Origin of the sequence: Streptomyces sp. NPDC059832 (assembly GCF_042731715.1) — a bacterium.
In the GTDB taxonomy this organism is placed as follows: Bacteria; Actinomycetota; Actinomycetes; order Streptomycetales; family Streptomycetaceae; genus Streptomyces.
Map to the genome: position 1 here is coordinate 215,220 of NZ_JBHWIY010000002.1, position 17,054 is coordinate 232,273.

Sequence of the window (17,054 nt, forward strand, 5' to 3'; positions counted from 1 at the left end):
GTTCAAGATCACTCCGCCCGATGCTTTCCGGGCGGCCGCCCCGCTCCCGGTCAGGGGCTCAGGGCTGCGGCGATTGCCAGCCCGAGTGCCGTCCCGACCGGCGGGGGAGAGGCGTGGCCGATCTGCCGGTAGCGTGCGGTCTTCTTTCCCGCGAACCGCCAATCCGAGGGGAACGCCTGCAGCAGGGCGGTCTGCGTCACCGTGAGTTTGATCATTTCCGAAGGGGCGACCTCCGGGCCGGGGACCTCGTCGGCCAGCGCTCCGCCGTTGACCCGCATGCGTTCCCAGGCCTTCTTCGTTCCCGTGGGCCCCAGATCCGCCCCTCCCCGGTTCTCCGAGCCGCCCACGAGGGTCGGAGCGACACTCAGGGCCTGAGCCGCCCACGCTTCTGCACCGGACCAACCCCGAGCGGCCATGGAACCGCGCAGCGCGCAGCCCACCGGTACGGGGCTGTCGACTGTCGGAACCGGCGGGCTGAACGCGTCGAAGTACTGCTGCTTCAACGCGACGAGCACTCCCTGCCTACGGTCCTGCGGCACGCCGAAGTCGGCCGCGTTCAGCACGAACCAGAGGAACCGGTACCCGAGATGCTCGAGTTCCTTGCGGATGAATTCCCGCACGTCCTCGAACTCCGGGGCATCCACGAGGCCCGGCACGTTCTCGATGATCAGAGCACGCGGCTGGACGGAATGCGTGAGAAGCACGGCTGCTTCCAGAAGGCGCAGCTCCTCATCGCTCTCCGCCCTCGCCGCTGTCGCGCTGGACTTGACCCGCGGCAGGCCGGCCGAGAGCAGATCGATGTCGTAGGTCTCCGGATACTCGTCCGGCACGAAATCCAGAAGGTCCATTTCCAGGACCTTCCAAGCCGGTCGATTGAGGCGAAGCGTCTCGCAGGCCACCGGCTTTCTGTCCAGCAGCAGCACGGGCTCGAAGCCCGCCTCCTCCAGTCCCAGCGCCAGTCCTCCCGCACCGGCGCACACATCCACAAAACGAAGCCCGCTCACTCGTCCCCACTCCTGCGTCGTGTGCGGTGGACGGCTCCTGCCCGGTCGACGACCTCCGCCACCTGTTCGGCCACCCCGCCCGGGGCCTCGTGCTCCCAGAACCGCAGCACGGTCCACCCCTCCTCGGCCAGATGCTCGTTCGTCTCCCGGTCCCGTGCCATGTTCCGTGCGAGCTTCGCGCGCCACCACTCGGCGTTGGACTTCGGCTGCGTGGCGTGAATGGGGCAGCCGTGCCAGAAGCACCCGTCGATCAGCACTGCCACCTTCGCCCGGGTGAAAGCGATGTCCATCGTCCGCCGGGACATGCCCGGTACCCGCTCATTGACCCGGTAGCGGTAGCCGGAGGCGTGCAGCAACTTCCGGACCGCGACCTCCGGTTTGGTGTCGCGGTTCGCCTGTCTGCTCATTCGGGCGGAGACACCGGGGGAGGAAGGCTTCGCAGTACTCATCACTGCCAAGTCTCCTACGCCCCGTCGTCCGGTCGGTCGATGATCGCGAAATCCTTGCTGCCCGAATCGATGGTCCGGAAGCGCACCAGGCTCGTCCCGCTGTCGGCCGACGACTTCGGAGCGACCAGGGAGAAGGCCATCACCAGGTGCCGGGGGTCGATTGAGCCGTCCGCGGCCGGCCGCGGTTCGCTCTCGACCACGGGATACAGGACCAGTACGCCGCGACGCTCACGCACCAGGGACTCGACGAGTGGATCCCCCGAGTTCTCCCGGGCGCCCGCCACCCGGAGCGCGACCCCGCGGTGCTTCGGTTCGCTGATTGCGCCGAAGAGGTTGCCGCGGCGACGGGCCCGGTGTACCAGGGACAACGGGCGGGAACCGAGGATCGTCGCCTCCGTGCGGCGGGCCGAGGTCTGTTGCGGGGCGATGACCAACCAGTCGTCGATGCCCGTGCCAGACTCCCTGGCTCTGATCAGGGACTCCAGATGGGGTGAGAACTGCGAGGGAGCGGACCAACGGAGATCGCACAGGATCTTCAGCAGCGCGTCGTGACCGACGGTGCCGAGCAGGGCCTCGTAGCTGTCGCCACGACCATGATCGAGGGACGAGCACGTCAGTGTGACGGGGGCGGAGTCCAACGAGTCCAGGACCGGGCGCCACACCTCCGCGTTGTGCCGCAGGTCCGCCCCGTTCGTCGGGTACGCGGTCGGCTCCACCCACTGGCCCGGTGACCGGATCTCGACCAGTTCCGCGTTGAACATCTTGTTGCGGCCGCTCGGCTTGATCCACGGCAGGTGCTGGGAGACCAGGGGCGGGATCCGGGCCGGGGTCACCTGTGGTTCGCCGTCGACCAGTTCGGCGTAGCGCGAGAGCTGGGAGCGGAAGGTCTCCTCGTCGCGACAGACCGCCTCGAAGGCCTCGTACAGGTCGACCGTCTGCGTCTTGGTCAGCGGTTCCTCGCGGCCGATGTAGAGGCGGACCAGATCGCGGTATCCGGGGCGGAAGCCGAACCAGCGGCCCATCTGCATCAGGGTGTCGGCCTGGCGGGTGGTGCGGCGGTAGTAGGTGACGGTGAGGCCCTCGACCGTGAAGCCGCGGGAGAGCTTAGTGCCGCCGACCAGGATCTTCCAGACGTTCGGGGTCCGGTCGAAGTCCAGGTCGATCTGGGAGAAGTAGCGGTCCGTGTCGCCGTTGACGACCACGACCGGGTTGCCGCCCGAGTTGATGTGCTGGCGGGCGCGGGAGACGTACGGGCGCAGGTCGGCGTAGTCCGACGGGGTCGGGAGGCCGTCGTCCGCGTGGCGGGCGAAGTCGTCGGCGAGCAGTCTTTCCAGGCGGGCGTGGCCCTCGTGGGAGGTGTAACCCGCCTTGTGCCACCGGGTGTTGATGTGCAGCGCCAGGTCCGCGTGGTCGTCCGTCTTCACCGATTCGTGCACCAGCATCGTGTGGTGGCGGAACGGGCCCGCGGGGACTCCGTGGTCGGCGCGGTACAGCTTCAGCGCACCGGTGAGGACGAACGCGTCCATGGCCTCCTGGAGGCGGTCGCCGGTGTCGTCGCAGATGCCGCGTACGTGGGTCTCCTCGGCCGTTCCCTCGCCGTCCAGGTCGTGGAAGTCCTGCACGCCCATGTAACCGACGGGGCGCGGCAGGGAGATGAGGAAGTCGCGCGGGAAGATGTCCTCGCCGTCGCTCGGGTCGATGAAGACGTTGGCGAACGGGGTGGCGGTGTAGCCGACGTACTGTGCGCGCGGGAGCAGGCCGAGGAGCTGGGAGATCAGACCGTTGATCGCCGTGCGCTGTGTCCGGCCCGATTCCCACTTCTTCGGGTCGGACGTGTTCACGGACGCCTGGTCGGACTCGTCGTCGATGATCAGGGTGGGGATCTCCCGGAGGATCGGGCCGATCTTCTTGAGGTCCTTCACCAGGTTCGTCAGGACGGACTGGTTCTTCTTGACGACCATGACGCGGGCGGCCGCGCGGTGCAGGTTGTCGGGGACATACAGCGGCAGGTGCGGTTCGCGCTTCTCGATCTCCAGGGCCCGGATGCCCTGGAAGAGGCGGCGGTAGTCGTTGTCCCGGGTGGTGAGGCGCTCGATGTTGAACGGGCGGTGACCGTGGCTGACGAACTTCGCCGGCCAGTCCTCGTCGTCCTGGTAGTCGATGCCGACCAGGGCGTCCGGGTCCGACGGGTCAGCGCCGCGCAGGATGTTCTCCCGACCGATCAGCTCCATGTCCAGACGCCGCTGGGTCTGGCCCCGCAGGAGGTTCAGGGTGCCGCCGAGGACGATGACCAGGCGGTAGCCCGCGTCGATGGCCTTTGCTGCGACGCCGGTGAAGTTGGCGGTCTTGCCGGACTGGACGTAGCCCACGACCAGGCCCCGGGCACCGTACGCCTCGGTGCGGGTGGGGTCGGAGAGGCGTTCCACCACGGCGTGGCTGGCCTCGTCGAGGCTGGAGACCGCGGCGTCCGACCAGCCCTTGTGGCGCAGGAGCCGCTCGTAGGAGTTCCAGTAGAAGGAGCGGGCGGCGGCGGTGTCACGGGAGTACCAGGAGGTGAATTCCTTGCTGATGACGGTGGGGCCCGGCTCCTTGAAGACCGGGACCGCCCGGTCGAGCGCCTTGCGCAGATTGGCGCCGAAGCCGAGGCGGTTGTACGTGTCCGTGCGCCGGGCGTCCGTGCGGGGCGGGGCGGTGGACCAGTCGGCCTGTTCCGCCAGGTCCCAGGCGGTCAGGGTGCGGTGCCAGAGCGCGGTGAGCTCGTCACCGGGACCGGCGGCGACGATCCGGTCCCGGAAGTGGCTCAGCTCCGTGTCGGCGGGTTCGTCGGCCTCGGAGAGGACGAACGCCAGCTTGGTGAAGTGCTTGGGACCGCGCCGCATCGCGGCCAGGACGTCGCCGTGCAGGTTGAACAGGTGATCGGTCATGGCGGGAACGGCTTCCTCGGGAGGGCGGGTGAAGGACGGCGGATCGGTGGTCAGCGCGCGAGTTCGCAGCGCGCCGCCGTCACCAGGACGCTGTTCCACAGCGCGACGTTGTCGGTGTGGACGGCCCGGACCCGCTCCTTCTGGAAGATCTCGTTGACCATGAGATAGAGCATGCTCTTCACCACGGGCGCGTCGTTCAGGCCGCCGCGGCGGCCACCGTTGAAGACCTGCCGGTACTCCTTGTTGAGCTTCACCTCCCTTTCCTCGCGGTCGAGTTCGAAGAACACGTCCGACGGCAGGGTGTCCCAGCGAAAGGTGATCGGGTCCTCGTCGTCGAGTTCCGGCAGCTCGTCGCGCAGCGTGCGCCTGAGCTTCGGGTCGATGCCCTTGCCGGCCGGGAGGACGGCCTTGCGCTGTGGTTCGGTGGCGCGCCGGGCTGCTTCCCGGTACGTGGTCTCCGCCTCCTGGAGGTACGCGCCGAAAGTGTGTCCGGACTCGTCCGTGGCCTGTTCCAGGCCGCGCGCGAACGCCGGTGTGACGGTCACGCCGTCCTTCTTCACCGTGAGGCTGAAGACGTCGTTCGGCTCGTTCGGCAGGTCGACGGCGATCCGGGCGAGGGCGAGGTGGCCCTCCGCGCTGCGAGTGCTGTTCCAGCCGCCCGCCTGGACGAGGCGGTCGTTGCGGTAGATGTAGAAACCCTGGCGCTCGGCGAGCGGACCGATGCCGCGGAAGCTGACCAGGGGAGACTTCGGCGGCCAGATGTGGGCGGTCAGTGCCACCTCGCCGACGCCCTCGACCGGTGCGGTGTACGTACGGGGGTAGCCGGCCCGGCCGGGCACGCGGTAGCCGAAGGGATCGATGGGCTCGACGCCTCGGTGGTCCAGCTCCTCCTTGGTCCGTACGTCCTCGACGACGATGTCTATGTTGAGGGTCTCGCGGGCGAGGAAGCGGTGCAGATGGAGCCCGAGGTGGGTCTCCAGTTTCTCGATGGCGTCGTTGAGGAAGCGGTCGGCCTGACCGGTGGTGACGGTGTCGAAGGCGCGGACCCGGTCCCAGCGGACGACCGTGCCGTGCCACTGGATCAGGCCGTCGTAACGGTCTACCAGGTCCTGGCAGTAGCCCGGGTCGACGATGTCGCACGTGAAGTCGGCCTGGGCGCGTGCGGTCAGCCAGCGGCGGCCGGCTGACGGGCTCCGCTTGGTCCGGCTGATGACGGTGAGGGAGTCGGCGTGGGAGAGCGAGGCGGCCTTGAGGCCCGCGCCGAAGTGGCCGAGCGCCGTGTCGGAGTACCCCTCGCGGCCGCCGACCGTCATGGCCGTGTCCAGTGACTCATCGTTCATGCCGCATCCGTCGTCGATGACGAGGAGGCTGACGAGGCGGTTCTCGTCCCGGAGGAAGCTCACCACGACGTTGCGGGCACCCGCGTCGATGGAGTTGTCCACGAGGTCCGCGATGGCCGCCTCGAAGCCGTAGCCCTGGTGCGTCAGCGATTCGACATAGCGGGCAGCGGGCGGTAGCCGCTTGCTGCCGGAGGTCGGGATCTCGAACTGCCAGTCGGCCGAGGGCTGGTACGGCGGCATGAACACTTCCTCGCACACACAGAGCTGAGACCTGCGTGGAGAGGTGTGGCCCTGAGATGGGTAGTTGGAATGTGATGATATTGCAAAGGTGGGACAGAGGGGGATCCGGTTGACAAAAGAGGTGCCGGCGGTCGGTGCGACCATCGCTCCGCGTCAGACCTGGGGCGTTGTGCTTCGTACGTAAGCGAGCCCAGGCCGGTCGCCCAGTTGGACCTTCTCTCCCGTGGGGACGAAGCCCGTGCGGGTCAGGACTGTGCGGGAGGCGGTGTTGTCGATGGCTGCTGCTGCGCGGAGTGTGGTGAGGCCGTATTCGGTGGCTGCCAGGGTGCAGAGGTGGAGGACGGTGGCGGTGGCCAGGCCTCGGTGGGTGGCCTTCTCGGCCATGCGGAATCCCAGGTCGGCGGAGCCGTCCGTGACGTCGACCAGGTTGAAGCGGCCCAGCACCTCGCCGTCGGTGTCGACCAGGACGTGGAAGTGGCAGAGCCCGGTGGCCTGTTCGGTGAGCAGTGCGGTGTGGCGGGCGTCGAAGTCGGTGAAGTAGGCGTCGCCGCGGTCCGGAATGGATGCGGCGAAGAACGCGCGGTTCTCCTGTTCGAATGTGAACAGGGCGGGCGCGTGATCGGGGCGGAGGCGCTGGAGCTCGGGCATGGCAGAACCTTACGGATTTCGGGTCGCTCGGTGGATTTCTTTTGTTCGTACGGCTCCGGGCCGGTGGCTGCGTGGCTTGAGGGAGCTGACGCTCGGCTGCCCACCCGTGCACCGGCCGCTGCCCGATCAGGCAATGCGTCGGCGCCATAGGTACCGCTGGGCGCTGCCCCGACTGCGGTGCGCCTGCCCTGCGTACCGCGCGGGCACTGCGCACACCCTGGGACCGCGACGGGGCACATGCGCGGCCGGGAGGGCGGATGAGGGCGGTTCCGGGGAAGGACCCCGCCTCTGGCCGTAGCGGTGCTGGTTCTGCTTCCGCCTCTGCTTCTGCTCGTGCGGATGTTTCGCGTACGACGGCGGCGGCGGCGGCGGAGCGATTACCGGGGGATCGTCCCGTCCCGGACCCCCGCAGCCTGCAACGCCTGCAACGCGCGGCGGGCAACAGGGCCGTCTCCCGTCTGGTGGCCCAGCGCTACACGGCCCCGGTGAAACCGTCCCCCGCCCAGGCGCCCGGCTTCCGGAAGGTCAAGTCCGACGTAGCGGCGAAAGGGGTCCGCCTGGCCGCGCATGTCCCGGCCGCCACGGAGTCGAAGTCGGCGCAGGACGCGGCCGTCGCACCCCCCGACGACAGGGAGGCGCAGGGCAAGGCGGCGAACGCGGAGAAGATGAACGCCGCGAAGCCGGGGGAGTTCAACAAGCAGGCGTTCATCGACGCGGTGAACAAGGCCATCGACGCACAGGCCCCGAAGAATCTCGACGACGCCGACAAGTTCTCGAAGTCCGGTAAGGCGGACAAGATCAAGGGTGAGGTCGACGGGAAGGTCAAGGACGGGAAGGAGTCCTCGGCCAAGGACATCGACACGGCGACGAAGGTCCCGCCGGACACATCGGCGGCCAAGGACAAACCCGTCACCCCGATGACCCCCGACCAACCGCCCGCCAACCCGGGCGCCCCGTCCGCGGCCGATGCCGTACCTGCCCAACAACCCGCTTCCGTTACGGACTTCTCGCAGGGGCCGGCCGCCAACGACCAGGCGATGGCGGACGCGGAGGTCACTGAGGACCAGCTCGCCAGGGGCAACGAGCCGGAGTTCGACCAGGCTCTGTCCGCGAAGAAGACCGCCGAGACCGATTCCGCGAAGGCTCCGGCGAAGGGGAAGGCGGCCGAGGCCCAGCAGCTGTCCCACGCGAAGGCCGGGGCGGCGGCCTCCGGCGCCCAGGCCATGAACGCCCTGACCGCGACCCGGGCTTCGGCGGGCAAACAGATCGACGGCGGCAAGGGCGAGACGAAGACCAAGGACGAGAAGAGGCGCGCCGAGGTCACGGCGAAGCTGCAGAAGGTCTACGACGGTACGAAGAAGGACGTCGAGGAGACCTTGTCCGGGCTGGACAAGAAGGTCGACACCGCGTTCACCGCGGGCGAGAAGGCGGCCCGGGACGCGTTCACCGCGGACCACAAGCGCCGGATGAAGGCGTACAAGGACAAGCGGTACTCGGGGTGGACCGGCAAGGCGCGCTGGGTCAAGGACAAGTTCGCGGGCCTGCCCAAGGAGGCCAACAACCTCTACCAGGAGGCGCGCAAGGGCTACGTAGCGAAGATGCAGGGCGTCATCTCGTCCGTGGCAGACATCATCGGTGCGGAGCTCGGGAAGGCGAAGGCCCGCATCGCGAAGGGGCGGGCGGAGTTGAAGGCCGAGGTCGACAAACTCCCCGCCGATCTCCGCCAGTTCGGCCAGGACGCGGCGAAGGACTTCGCGGGGAAATTCGACGATCTCGAAGCCACCGTCAACGAGAAGTCCGAACAGCTCGTCCAGGACCTCGCGCAGAAGTACACCGCGGCGCTGAACAAGGTCGACGAGGAGATCAAGAAGCTCCAGGAGGCCAACAAGGGGCTGATCGACAAGGCGAAGGACGCGATCGTCGGCGTCATCAAGACGATCAACGAGCTGAAGAACCTCCTGCTCGGCATCCTGGCCAAGGCCGCCTCCGCGATCATGAAGATCATCAAGGACCCCATCGGGTTCCTCGGCAACCTCGTACGCGCGGTCGGCGCCGGACTCAACCTCTTCGTCACCAACATCGCCGAACACCTCAAGACCGGCGTCGTGTCCTGGCTGCTGGGCACCGCCGTCAAGGCCGGCCTCGAACTCCCCCAGAAGTTCGACCTCAAGGGCATCATCCAGCTCATCGGCTCCCTCCTCGGCCTGACCTGGGCCAACATCCGCGCCCGCATCACCCGCAAGGGCATCCCCGACCAGGCCCTGACCGCCGTCGAACAGTCCGTCCCCGTCGCGAAGAAACTCGCCACCGAAGGCCCCGCCGGCGCCGTCAAGGAAATCGAGTCCGAGGTCGGCGACCTCAAGGCCACCATCCTCGAAAAACTCACCAGCTACCTGATCCCCACCGTCATCATCGCCGGCATCACCTGGATCATCTCGCTCCTCAACCCCGCCTCCGCCTTCGTCCGCGCGGTCAAGGGCATCATCGACATCGTCACGTTCATCGTGAACCAGGGCGCCCAGATCGTCGAATTCGTCAACGCCGTCCTCGACTCGGTCATCGCCATCGCCAACGGCGGCTCGGCAGGCGTCCCGAAAATGGTCGAAACCGCCCTCGCCACCAGCGTCCCACTCCTGATCGGCTTCCTCGCCTCACTCCTCGGCATCGGATCCCTCGCCAACAAAGTCAAAAGCGTGTTCCACGCCGTCGCCAAACCCGTCAATCGCGCCATCGAGAAAATCGTCGACTTCATCGCCAAAGCAGGCAAAAAGCTTTGGGCGAAGCTCAAGGGCAAGAACGGCAAGAACGGCAAGAACGACAAGGAGGGTAAGAACGGCAAGGGGAAGGAGGGAGAGAATAAGGGTGAGCAGGACGGGAAGGAAGGCCCACTCAAGCGGCCCACCATCCCGGTGCATTTCGAGATGGCGGGGCATTCTCACACCCTGACCTTCTCCCCCGAGGGCAACGACGTCTCCGTGACGATGGCGTCGAACGACATACGCCCGTACGCCCCGCTTTTCGGTGCAGCGCATGCCAGGATCAACTACTTCCGACATTATATGGAATCTATTGAGGATCCGGATGTCAAGAAGAGATTCGAAGCGGACATTCTTCCCTGGATCGAGTCGTTCTTGCATATAAACACAATGAATTTTCGATCTCTGTACAAGGTTCAGTTCCCGGCAAGGGGGAAGGAGTTGCGCACGCCGGAGCATACGGCGAAGGTCAGGAGGATGACCTCCGAGGCGGAGCAGGCATTGCAGAACCTCAAGCAATGGGCGGCCAAGACGGGGATACCTGACCTGGCGCCCGCGGAGATCGACAAGGTGCTCAATACGCGTGCGGTGGAGATTTGGAAGGAGGAGTTCCAGAAGAAGAAGGCGCGCATCGAAGCGACCATCGGGGGATTCAACTACATCGGCAACCCGATTAAATACCGAGGAAGCATGCTGACGGGGGTGAGGGGCATACAGAAGGGGTTCACCCACTTCGACCCGAAGAGCTTTGATGTCGATATGTATGTGATCGACCCGGCGGACTTCGAGAGAATCATCAGGAGTCGGGGGCGAAGCTGGACAAAGAACTGGATAAAGGGGGATGCTGTTCATGCCCCGGAGCTCCTGAGGTTGAGCCTCAGGGTGGGGGCGGCACTCGGCAGTGCATTCCCGGAGGTTGCGGAAATCGGGGAATCCAAGGTCATATTGCGAAAGAGTGAACCTCCGGCGGATCGAGGGCCGGAAAGTCTGCCTCACCCGTACCCTGATCAGTGACGATTGAACTACGGGAGCGTCGATGGCGAAGGTGTTGGAATTTTCGATCAGGACGACCGTGAAAGAGTCCCTGGAGGAGGTGAGAAAGTCGGTCGAAGGGGCTTTCAATTGTCAATTCATCGAAGGTGAATATGATGAGATCGACGCCTATGTCGCGGTTTTTCTCGGAATGAATGTCGGACTTTTCCAGTGGGGCGGCGACTTCATCCTGGATACCAGGATCGAGGATCTGAGATTTCTGGAAGCCGCTGAGAAGAAGCGCCTTGAGGTAGTTCGCATCAGTGATGCCGTAGCGGACACCCTCAACATTCTCGGCCCGTTCAAGTGGCGCGTGGCGACTGATGAGGACCTCGCCAGAGACGCCAAGTTCGCAGATGAAATGGAGCAGAGGATGGCCGCGGAAAACATAATTCCGCCCTGGCCCGAGGGTGATGAGTAGTCCAACTCCGGCCGCCCGTCGCCCGAGGCCGGTCATCGGAGCACCGGGGGCTTCGCAGGGAGCGGGCCTGGAACCGCGTTGAGCACGCGTGTGCCCCCGCGGCCCCAGGCCCCCGCACCGCCGTCGCTCACTCCACCCCGTGGCACTCCCGGTAAGCCCGCCCCGACCCGCACCAGCAGGCCGCGCTGCGGGCCGGGGGCCAGGGGACTGCCCGGCCGCGGGCGGCCAGGGTGGTGGCGTACTGGGGGAGGAGGTCCGGGTCGGTCGGGGACGTGGCCTCCGAGGCGGCGAAGGCCTCGTACGACGGGACCGTGCCGGTCACGATGCCGAGGTTCGGGGTGCCGGCCTGGTGGAGGTCGCGGAGTGCGGCCTCCAGGCGGGCCAGGTGCTCGGGGTGGGAGGGGTACTCGCTGCGCAGGTTCGGGTAGGCGGTGAGGAGTTCGGCGAGCTCGGTGGCCGGCCAGTGCAGCACCGCGACCGGGAACGGCCGGGACAGCGCCGTGCGGTACGTGCCCAGCTCGGCGCGGAGGCGGGTGATCTCGGCCCGGAGCTCGCCCGGGTCCGAGGAGCCCAGCGACCACAGGCGCTTCGGATCGTGGAGCTCGTCCAGCGGGACGTCGGCGGTGTGGAGGGTGTCGGCCAGCTCGTCCCAGGCGTCGTGGTCGACGCCCATCAGCCTGCGTACCCGGTGGCGGCCGAACAGCAGCGACTGGGTGGCGTACGGGACTTCCTCGCCCGGCGTCAGGAGCAGCGTCAGCGCGGTCGAGAAGTAGTCGTGGGCGGCTTCCAGCTCGTCGTGGGCTTCGAGGGTCTCCGCCGCGATCTCCCAGGGCCCGGGGTCGAGCGGGCCCGCGGCACGGATGCCTTCGATGATCGCGCGGGCCTCCGCCTCGTGGCCGTACTCCCACAGGTTGGCCGCGTTCAGGGCCTTGACCAGGTGGGGGTGGTCGAGGTCGGGGGAGCCGAGGAGTTCGTCGTAGAGGGTGGTGGCGCGGGCGCGGTCGCCGGCGAGTTCCAGATGGGCCGCGGCCTGGAGGAGCAGCGGCTCACGGTCCTCGGGGTACCGCGCCGCGGCGCGCAGCAGGCGCTCGGCTTCGGTGGTGTGGTCGGCAGGCGTGTCGGGGCGCATGAACCACACCGTACTGCTGTACGGCTCCGGGGCGGAGGGTTGTTCCAGGCCTGGAGACTTACGGGCCATGGGCCTATCGTGCGGGCCGTGCGGGAGCGGATACCGGTTGTGGTGCAGCGGAACTCGCGAGGGCGGAGGGTCGCCGCGCGCGGGCTCTGGACGGGTGCCGAGCTGGTGGTGACCCTGGGTGTCGTCCTGTTGTTGCTCGTTGTTCATCAGCTGTGGTGGACCGATCGGCAGGCCCGCGCCGGAGCCGAGCACCAGGTGCGGGCCCTTCAGCGGGAGTGGAGGGAGGAGCGCGGGGGAGCGGGAGCCGTGCCCGACGATGATCCCGACGGTGATGCCGGGGGTGATGCCGGGGGTGGCGTCGGCAGGACGGGCGGGGCCGGGGGTTCCGGCGGTTCCGGTGGCCGGTCGGCCGGGAGCGGCACCGCGCACTCCGCGCCCCGCTGGGACCAGGCGTACGCCGTCATCCGCATCCCGCGGCTCGGGCTGGTCGCCCCCGTCGCCCAGGGCGTCAGCAAGAGCGGCGTCCTCGACAAGGGGTACGTCGGGCACTACCCGCGCACCGCGCAGCCCGGCCGGGCCGGGAACTTCGCGCTCGCCGGACACCGCAACACCCACGGCGAGCCCTTCAGATACATCAACCGGCTGCGGCGCGGGGACCGCATCGACGTCGAGACCCGGGACGCCGTGTACACGTACACCGTCGACCGGACGCTCGCGCGCACGAGCGCACGCGACAGCGGTGTCATCGCCGCCGTCCCGCGCAGCAACGTGAAGCCGTACGCCGGGTACGCCGAGGCCGGTTCCTATGTGACGCTCACTACGTGCACGCCCGAATTCACCTCTCGGTACCGGCTTGTCGTATGGGGAAAACTCATGGATGTCCGGTCGCGGTAGCGGTACCGCACTAAGGTTTTTCGACGTGCTCAGACGACGTCCGCAGTTGTTGTGGTTGCTGGTCCCCTACGTGCTGTACCTGGGGGTGCTGCCGCTCGTGAACCGGGTCCACCCGGTGGTTCTCGGGCTGCCGTTCCTCTTCGTGTGGCTGCTCGGGGCGACCCTGCTGACCCCCGTCGCCGTATGGCTGACCCGGCGGGGGGACCGCCGGTGAACGCCACGGTCGCGACCTCCGTCTTCGGGGTCTTCATGGTCGCCACCGTCGCCCTCGGGCTGCTCGCGACGCGTGGGCGGCGGAAGGGGAACGGCGAGGGCGGCGGGCTCGCCGAATGGTCCGTGGGCGGACGCAGCCTCGGGACGGTGTTCATCTGGGTGCTGATGGCCGGCGAGGGCTACACCAGCTTCAGCTACCTGGGCGCCGCGGGATGGGGCTACAACTACGGGGCGCCGGTGCTCTACGTGGTGGCGTACATGTCCTGCGGGTACGCCATCGGCTACGTCGTCGGGCCGATGCTCTGGGCGTACGCGCGCAAGCACGGGCTCGTCGGGATCACCGACATGGTGGCGCACCGCTTCGGGCGGCCCTGGCTCGGTGCGCTCGTCGCCGTCCTCGCGACCGTCTTCCTGCTGCCGTACATCCAGCTCCAGATCACCGGCATGGGTGTGGTCGTCTCGACCATCTCCTACGGTGCCATCAGCCTGAACCAGGCCTACTTCATAGCCTTCGCCGTCACCACCGGTTTCGTCGTGGTGAGCGGGCTGCGGGGCAGCGCCTGGGTGTCCGTGCTCAAGGACGTCCTGGTGATCGCCACGCTCGGCTTCCTGGCCTTCTACGTGCCGATGCACTACTTCGACGGGTACGGGCCCTTCCTCGACCGGCTCGTCACCGAGAAGAGCGAGTGGCTGACCTTCCCCGGGCACGGGGACAGTGGGCTCGGACAGGCCTGGTTCATCACCACCTCGTTCCTCAACTCGCTCACCGTGGTGATCTTCCCGACGACCGTCGCGGGCTACCTCGGCGCGAAGAACGCCGACGTGCTGCGCCGCAACGCGATGCTGCTGCCCGCCTACAACGTGCTGCTCTTCGTGCCGATGCTGCTCGGCATGGCGGCCCTCTTCGTCGTGCCGGGGCTCGTCGGCGCCGAGTCCAACCTGGCGCTCTTCCAGCTCGTCGTGGACTCGCTGCCCGCCTGGGCGGTCGGCGTCATCGGTGTGGCGGCGGCGCTGTCCTCGATCGTGCCGATGGCCGTCTTCATGCTGGTCATCGGCACGATGTGGGGGCGCAGTGTGCTCTCGCTCGTACCGCGCCTGGAGCGGCGGCAGAAGGGCGCGGCGCAGGTGGTCGTCGTGATCGCGGGGAGCCTGGCGCTGCTGCTCACGTACACCGCCCCCAACACCCTGGTGCGGCTCTCCCTCATTTCGTACGAGGGAATGGCGCAGCTGCTCCCCATGGTGCTGCTGGGACTGATGTGGCGGCGGCTGACCCTGCTCGGGGCGATGAGCGGTCTCGTCGTGGGCGTGGGCGTGGTGTGCGGGTTCGTGTTCACGGAGAACGATCCGGTGTGGGGGGTGAACGCGGGCATCGTGGCGCTCGGCGCCAACCTCCTCGTCGCGCTCGCCGTGACGTACGCGGGGCCGCGCGAGCGCGACGACCGGCCGGACGACGAGGTGCTCGCGCGGGACGAGATCCGGCCGCCGGAACAGCAGGCGGAACCCGACGGCGTTCCCTCGGGAACGGGCCACTGACCGACGCCGGGCGGGCCGGCGCGTCGGACCCATCGTGTATAACGGCTGGAGAGCATCAGGCGCGCGCGTGTGCGAACGGACACGGGCGTACGAGCCCGGCGGAATGGCCGACCGGCCGCGAAGGGGAAGAGGGGAGGGGCCGATGAACGGCGACACGAGCCGTCTGCGCAATGGCCTCGCCCGGCTGCTCCGCCCCGCCGGACTGCTGCTCTTCCTCATCACCGAAGTCCTCCTCGCCGAGGGCGGCAGCCTCTCCGCCGCGGTCGCGCTCGCCGCGACCGCCGCCGCCGGCTCCGCACTCGCCGTCGCCTCGCTCATCAGCGCCCGCTGCGCCGCCCCGGTGCCCCGCACCCGGGTCCGCACCGCCATCCGCGACCGGGAGAAACGCACCGCGTTCCTGCCGCAGCGGGACCCTGACGCCAAGGGGCGCAGACGCCCCCGAGCCCCCGGCCGCGCCCTTCCGACGGCCGCGTAGGGGCTCGCAGCAGCAACTACCCCAGCAGGTGCCCCCGTAGGTGCGCCATGGGCGCCCCGCGCGGTTCGTCATGCCGAGTCCGTTCTTCCTCCCGGCACGACGAGACCCCCGGAGGGCTCACCCATGTCCGTCTTCATGTCCGCATTCGCCGGCCTGGTCGGCGCGCTGGCCGACGCGCTGCACCCGCTCTTCCAGACCGCGTCCACCGCCGCCGCCATCGTGCTGTTCACCGCACTCGTACGGCTCGCCGTGCACCCCCTGTCGCGGGCCGCGGCGCGGGGGCAGAAGGCCCGCACCCGGCTCCAGCCGCAGATCGCCGAACTGCGCAAGAAGCACGGCAAGAACCCCGAGCGCATGCAGAAGGCGCTCATGGAACTGCACAAGGAGGAGAAGGTCTCGCCGCTCTCCGGCTGCCTGCCCAGCCTGTTGCAGATGCCCGCCTTCTTCCTCCTCTACCACCTCTTCTCCAGCCAGAAGATCGGCGGCGACCCCAACGAGCTGCTCGGCCACCAGCTCTTCGACGCCCCGCTCGGCGAGCGCTGGCACGACGCGCTCGCGCACGGCGGGCTGTTCGGCGCGCAGGGCATGGTCTATCTCGGCCTGTTCGCGATCGTCGCCGCCGTGGCCACGTTCAACTTCCGGCGTACGAAGCGGCAGATGGCCGCCAACCCCGTCACCCCGGCCGTCGGCCCCGACGGGCAGCCGGTGCCCGGCATGGGCGCGATGACGAAGCTGATGCCGCTGATGTCCTTCGCCACCCTCTTCACCGTGTCCGTCGTACCGCTCGCAGCCGCGCTGTACGTCGTCACGAGCACCACCTGGACCGCGATCGAGCGGGCCGCCCTGTACCGCGACATGCCGGCCGCCGGAACCGCCATGGCCACCGCGGCGTGATCCGGGCGGCGAGTGCGCCGGTCCAGTGTGTGAACAGGGTCTTGCGGAGTGATCGGACGTCTTGGACGATCGGACAAGCCTGCGATGGCCGCCACCCATCCGACGGGCCCGATCACGACCAAGGGGAGACAGACCGTTGAAGCTGCTTCGTGTGGGTACGGCAGGCGCGGAACGACCGGCGCTGCTGGATGAGGACGGAACCCTGCGCGACCTGTCGGGAGTCGTCACCGACATCGACAGTGCCCTGCTCGCCGACGAGTCGGCGCTCGCCCGGGTGCGGGCCGCCGCGGCCGCGCCCGGCGAACTGCCCGAGCTCGACGCCGAAGGGCTGCGGGTCGGGCCGCCGCTCGCCCGGATCGGCAAGATCGTGTGCATCGGGCTGAACTACCACGACCACGCCACCGAGACCGGTGCGGCGATCCCCACCGAGCCGATCCTGTTCTTCAAGGCGCCGGACACCGTAGTCGGGCCCGACGACACGGTGCTGGTGCCGCGCGGCAGCGTCAAGACCGACTGGGAGGTAGAGCTCGCGGTCGTCATCGGGCGCACCGCCCGCTACCTGGAATCCGCCGAGGAGGGGCTGGCGCACGTCGCCGGATACGCGACCGCGCACGACGTCTCCGAGCGCGAGTTCCAGATCGAGCGCGGGGGCACCTGGGACAAGGGCAAGAACTGCGAGACGTTCAACCCGCTGGGGCCGTGGCTGGTGACGGCGGACGAGATCGCCGACCCGCAGGCGCTGCCGCTGAAGCTCTGGGTCAACGGTGAGCTGAAGCAGGACGGCACGACGGCCGACCAGATCTTCCCGGTGGGTGAGGTGGTCCGGTACCTGAGCCACTTCATGACGCTGTACCCGGGCGATGTGATCAACACCGGGACACCGGCGGGGGTCGCCCTCGGCCAGCCCGAGCCCAAGCCGTATCTGCGGGCCGGGGACGTCGTGGAGCTGGAGATCGCCGGGCTGGGGCGGCAGCGGCAGGAGCTCAAGGACGCGTAGCGCGGTGGGCGGGGGGGGGGGGGGAGGAGGGGGGGGGTGGGAGAAGGAAACCACCCCCACAAAAACCCCCCCAAAAAAGGCTCTCACAAAGAACGC

The 17,054-nt window shown here is 68.2% G+C and carries 14 protein-coding genes; 8 read left to right on the top strand and 6 right to left on the bottom strand.

Features of this window, described 5'->3' with window-relative positions:
* Window positions 1-50: 50 nt before the first annotated feature.
* The 5 genes from ACFV8T_RS03405 to ACFV8T_RS03425 form a co-directional block, all read right to left on the bottom strand.
* On the bottom strand, window positions 51-1,004 hold the full coding sequence (locus ACFV8T_RS03405) for a DNA cytosine methyltransferase (RefSeq protein ID WP_385323998.1): 954 nt from the start codon (window positions 1,002-1,004) through the stop codon (window positions 51-53).
* On the bottom strand, window positions 1,001-1,453 hold the full coding sequence (locus tag ACFV8T_RS03410) for a very short patch repair endonuclease (protein WP_385324000.1): 453 nt from the start codon (window positions 1,451-1,453) through the stop codon (window positions 1,001-1,003). The genes ACFV8T_RS03405 and ACFV8T_RS03410 overlap by 4 nt, the downstream gene beginning before the upstream one ends.
* A 14-nt stretch (window positions 1,454-1,467) precedes the next feature.
* Window positions 1,468-4,377 carry a Z1 domain-containing protein gene (locus tag ACFV8T_RS03415; protein WP_385324749.1) on the bottom strand — a complete coding sequence of 970 codons (2,910 nt, stop codon included), beginning with the start codon at window positions 4,375-4,377 and terminating at the stop codon, window positions 1,468-1,470.
* A gap of 50 nt (window positions 4,378-4,427) precedes the next feature.
* Window positions 4,428-5,957 carry an ATP-binding protein gene (locus ACFV8T_RS03420; protein WP_385324002.1) on the bottom strand — a complete coding sequence of 510 codons (1,530 nt, stop codon included), beginning with the start codon at window positions 5,955-5,957 and terminating at the stop codon, window positions 4,428-4,430.
* A 153-nt stretch (window positions 5,958-6,110) separates the two neighbouring features.
* The gene (locus ACFV8T_RS03425; RefSeq protein WP_385324004.1) at window positions 6,111-6,605 is read right to left on the bottom strand and encodes a GNAT family N-acetyltransferase; all 495 of its coding nucleotides are present in this window, start codon (window positions 6,603-6,605) and stop codon (window positions 6,111-6,113) included.
* A 485-nt stretch (window positions 6,606-7,090) separates the two neighbouring features.
* Between ACFV8T_RS03425 and ACFV8T_RS03430 the strand changes: the two genes are divergently transcribed.
* Together ACFV8T_RS03430 and ACFV8T_RS03435 are read left to right on the top strand one after the other, a co-directional pair.
* Window positions 7,091-10,375, top strand: coding sequence for a hypothetical protein (locus ACFV8T_RS03430; RefSeq protein WP_385324006.1), 3,285 nt, complete (start codon window positions 7,091-7,093; stop codon window positions 10,373-10,375).
* A gap of 22 nt (window positions 10,376-10,397) precedes the next feature.
* Entirely contained in the window at window positions 10,398-10,814 is a 417-nt protein-coding gene (locus ACFV8T_RS03435; RefSeq protein WP_385324008.1) for a hypothetical protein, read from the top strand.
* Window positions 10,815-10,941: 127 nt separating this feature from the next.
* On the opposite strand, the gene ACFV8T_RS03440 is transcribed toward ACFV8T_RS03435, so the two are convergent.
* On the bottom strand, window positions 10,942-11,943 hold the full coding sequence (locus ACFV8T_RS03440) for an SEC-C metal-binding domain-containing protein (RefSeq protein WP_385324750.1): 1,002 nt from the start codon (window positions 11,941-11,943) through the stop codon (window positions 10,942-10,944).
* 78 nt (window positions 11,944-12,021) lie between these two features.
* On the opposite strand from ACFV8T_RS03440, the gene ACFV8T_RS03445 reads away from it, so the two are divergent.
* The 6 genes from ACFV8T_RS03445 (at window position 12,022) to ACFV8T_RS03470 (ending at window position 16,958) form a co-directional block, all read left to right on the top strand.
* A complete protein-coding gene (locus ACFV8T_RS03445; RefSeq protein WP_385324011.1) occupies window positions 12,022-12,846 on the top strand; it encodes a class E sortase in 825 nt (274 codons plus the stop codon).
* A 55-nt stretch (window positions 12,847-12,901) separates the two neighbouring features.
* Complete coding sequence (locus tag ACFV8T_RS03450; protein ID WP_093540511.1) at window positions 12,902-13,060, top strand: DUF3311 domain-containing protein; 159 nt, start codon at window positions 12,902-12,904, stop codon at window positions 13,058-13,060.
* On the top strand, window positions 13,057-14,592 hold the full coding sequence (locus tag ACFV8T_RS03455; RefSeq protein WP_266418776.1) for a sodium:solute symporter: 1,536 nt from the start codon (window positions 13,057-13,059) through the stop codon (window positions 14,590-14,592). Before ACFV8T_RS03450 ends, ACFV8T_RS03455 begins: the two co-directional genes overlap by 4 nt.
* A gap of 142 nt (window positions 14,593-14,734) precedes the next feature.
* Window positions 14,735-15,067 (top strand): DUF6412 domain-containing protein, encoded by a 333-nt coding sequence (locus ACFV8T_RS03460; protein WP_266418778.1) that lies wholly within the window; start codon window positions 14,735-14,737, stop codon window positions 15,065-15,067.
* Window positions 15,068-15,190: 123 nt separating this feature from the next.
* Window positions 15,191-15,961 (top strand): YidC/Oxa1 family membrane protein insertase, encoded by a 771-nt coding sequence (locus ACFV8T_RS03465; RefSeq protein WP_385324014.1) that lies wholly within the window; start codon window positions 15,191-15,193, stop codon window positions 15,959-15,961.
* A gap of 136 nt (window positions 15,962-16,097) precedes the next feature.
* Entirely contained in the window at window positions 16,098-16,958 is an 861-nt protein-coding gene (locus tag ACFV8T_RS03470) for a fumarylacetoacetate hydrolase family protein (protein ID WP_385324016.1), read from the top strand.
* The last annotated feature ends 96 nt before the right edge of the window (window positions 16,959-17,054 follow it).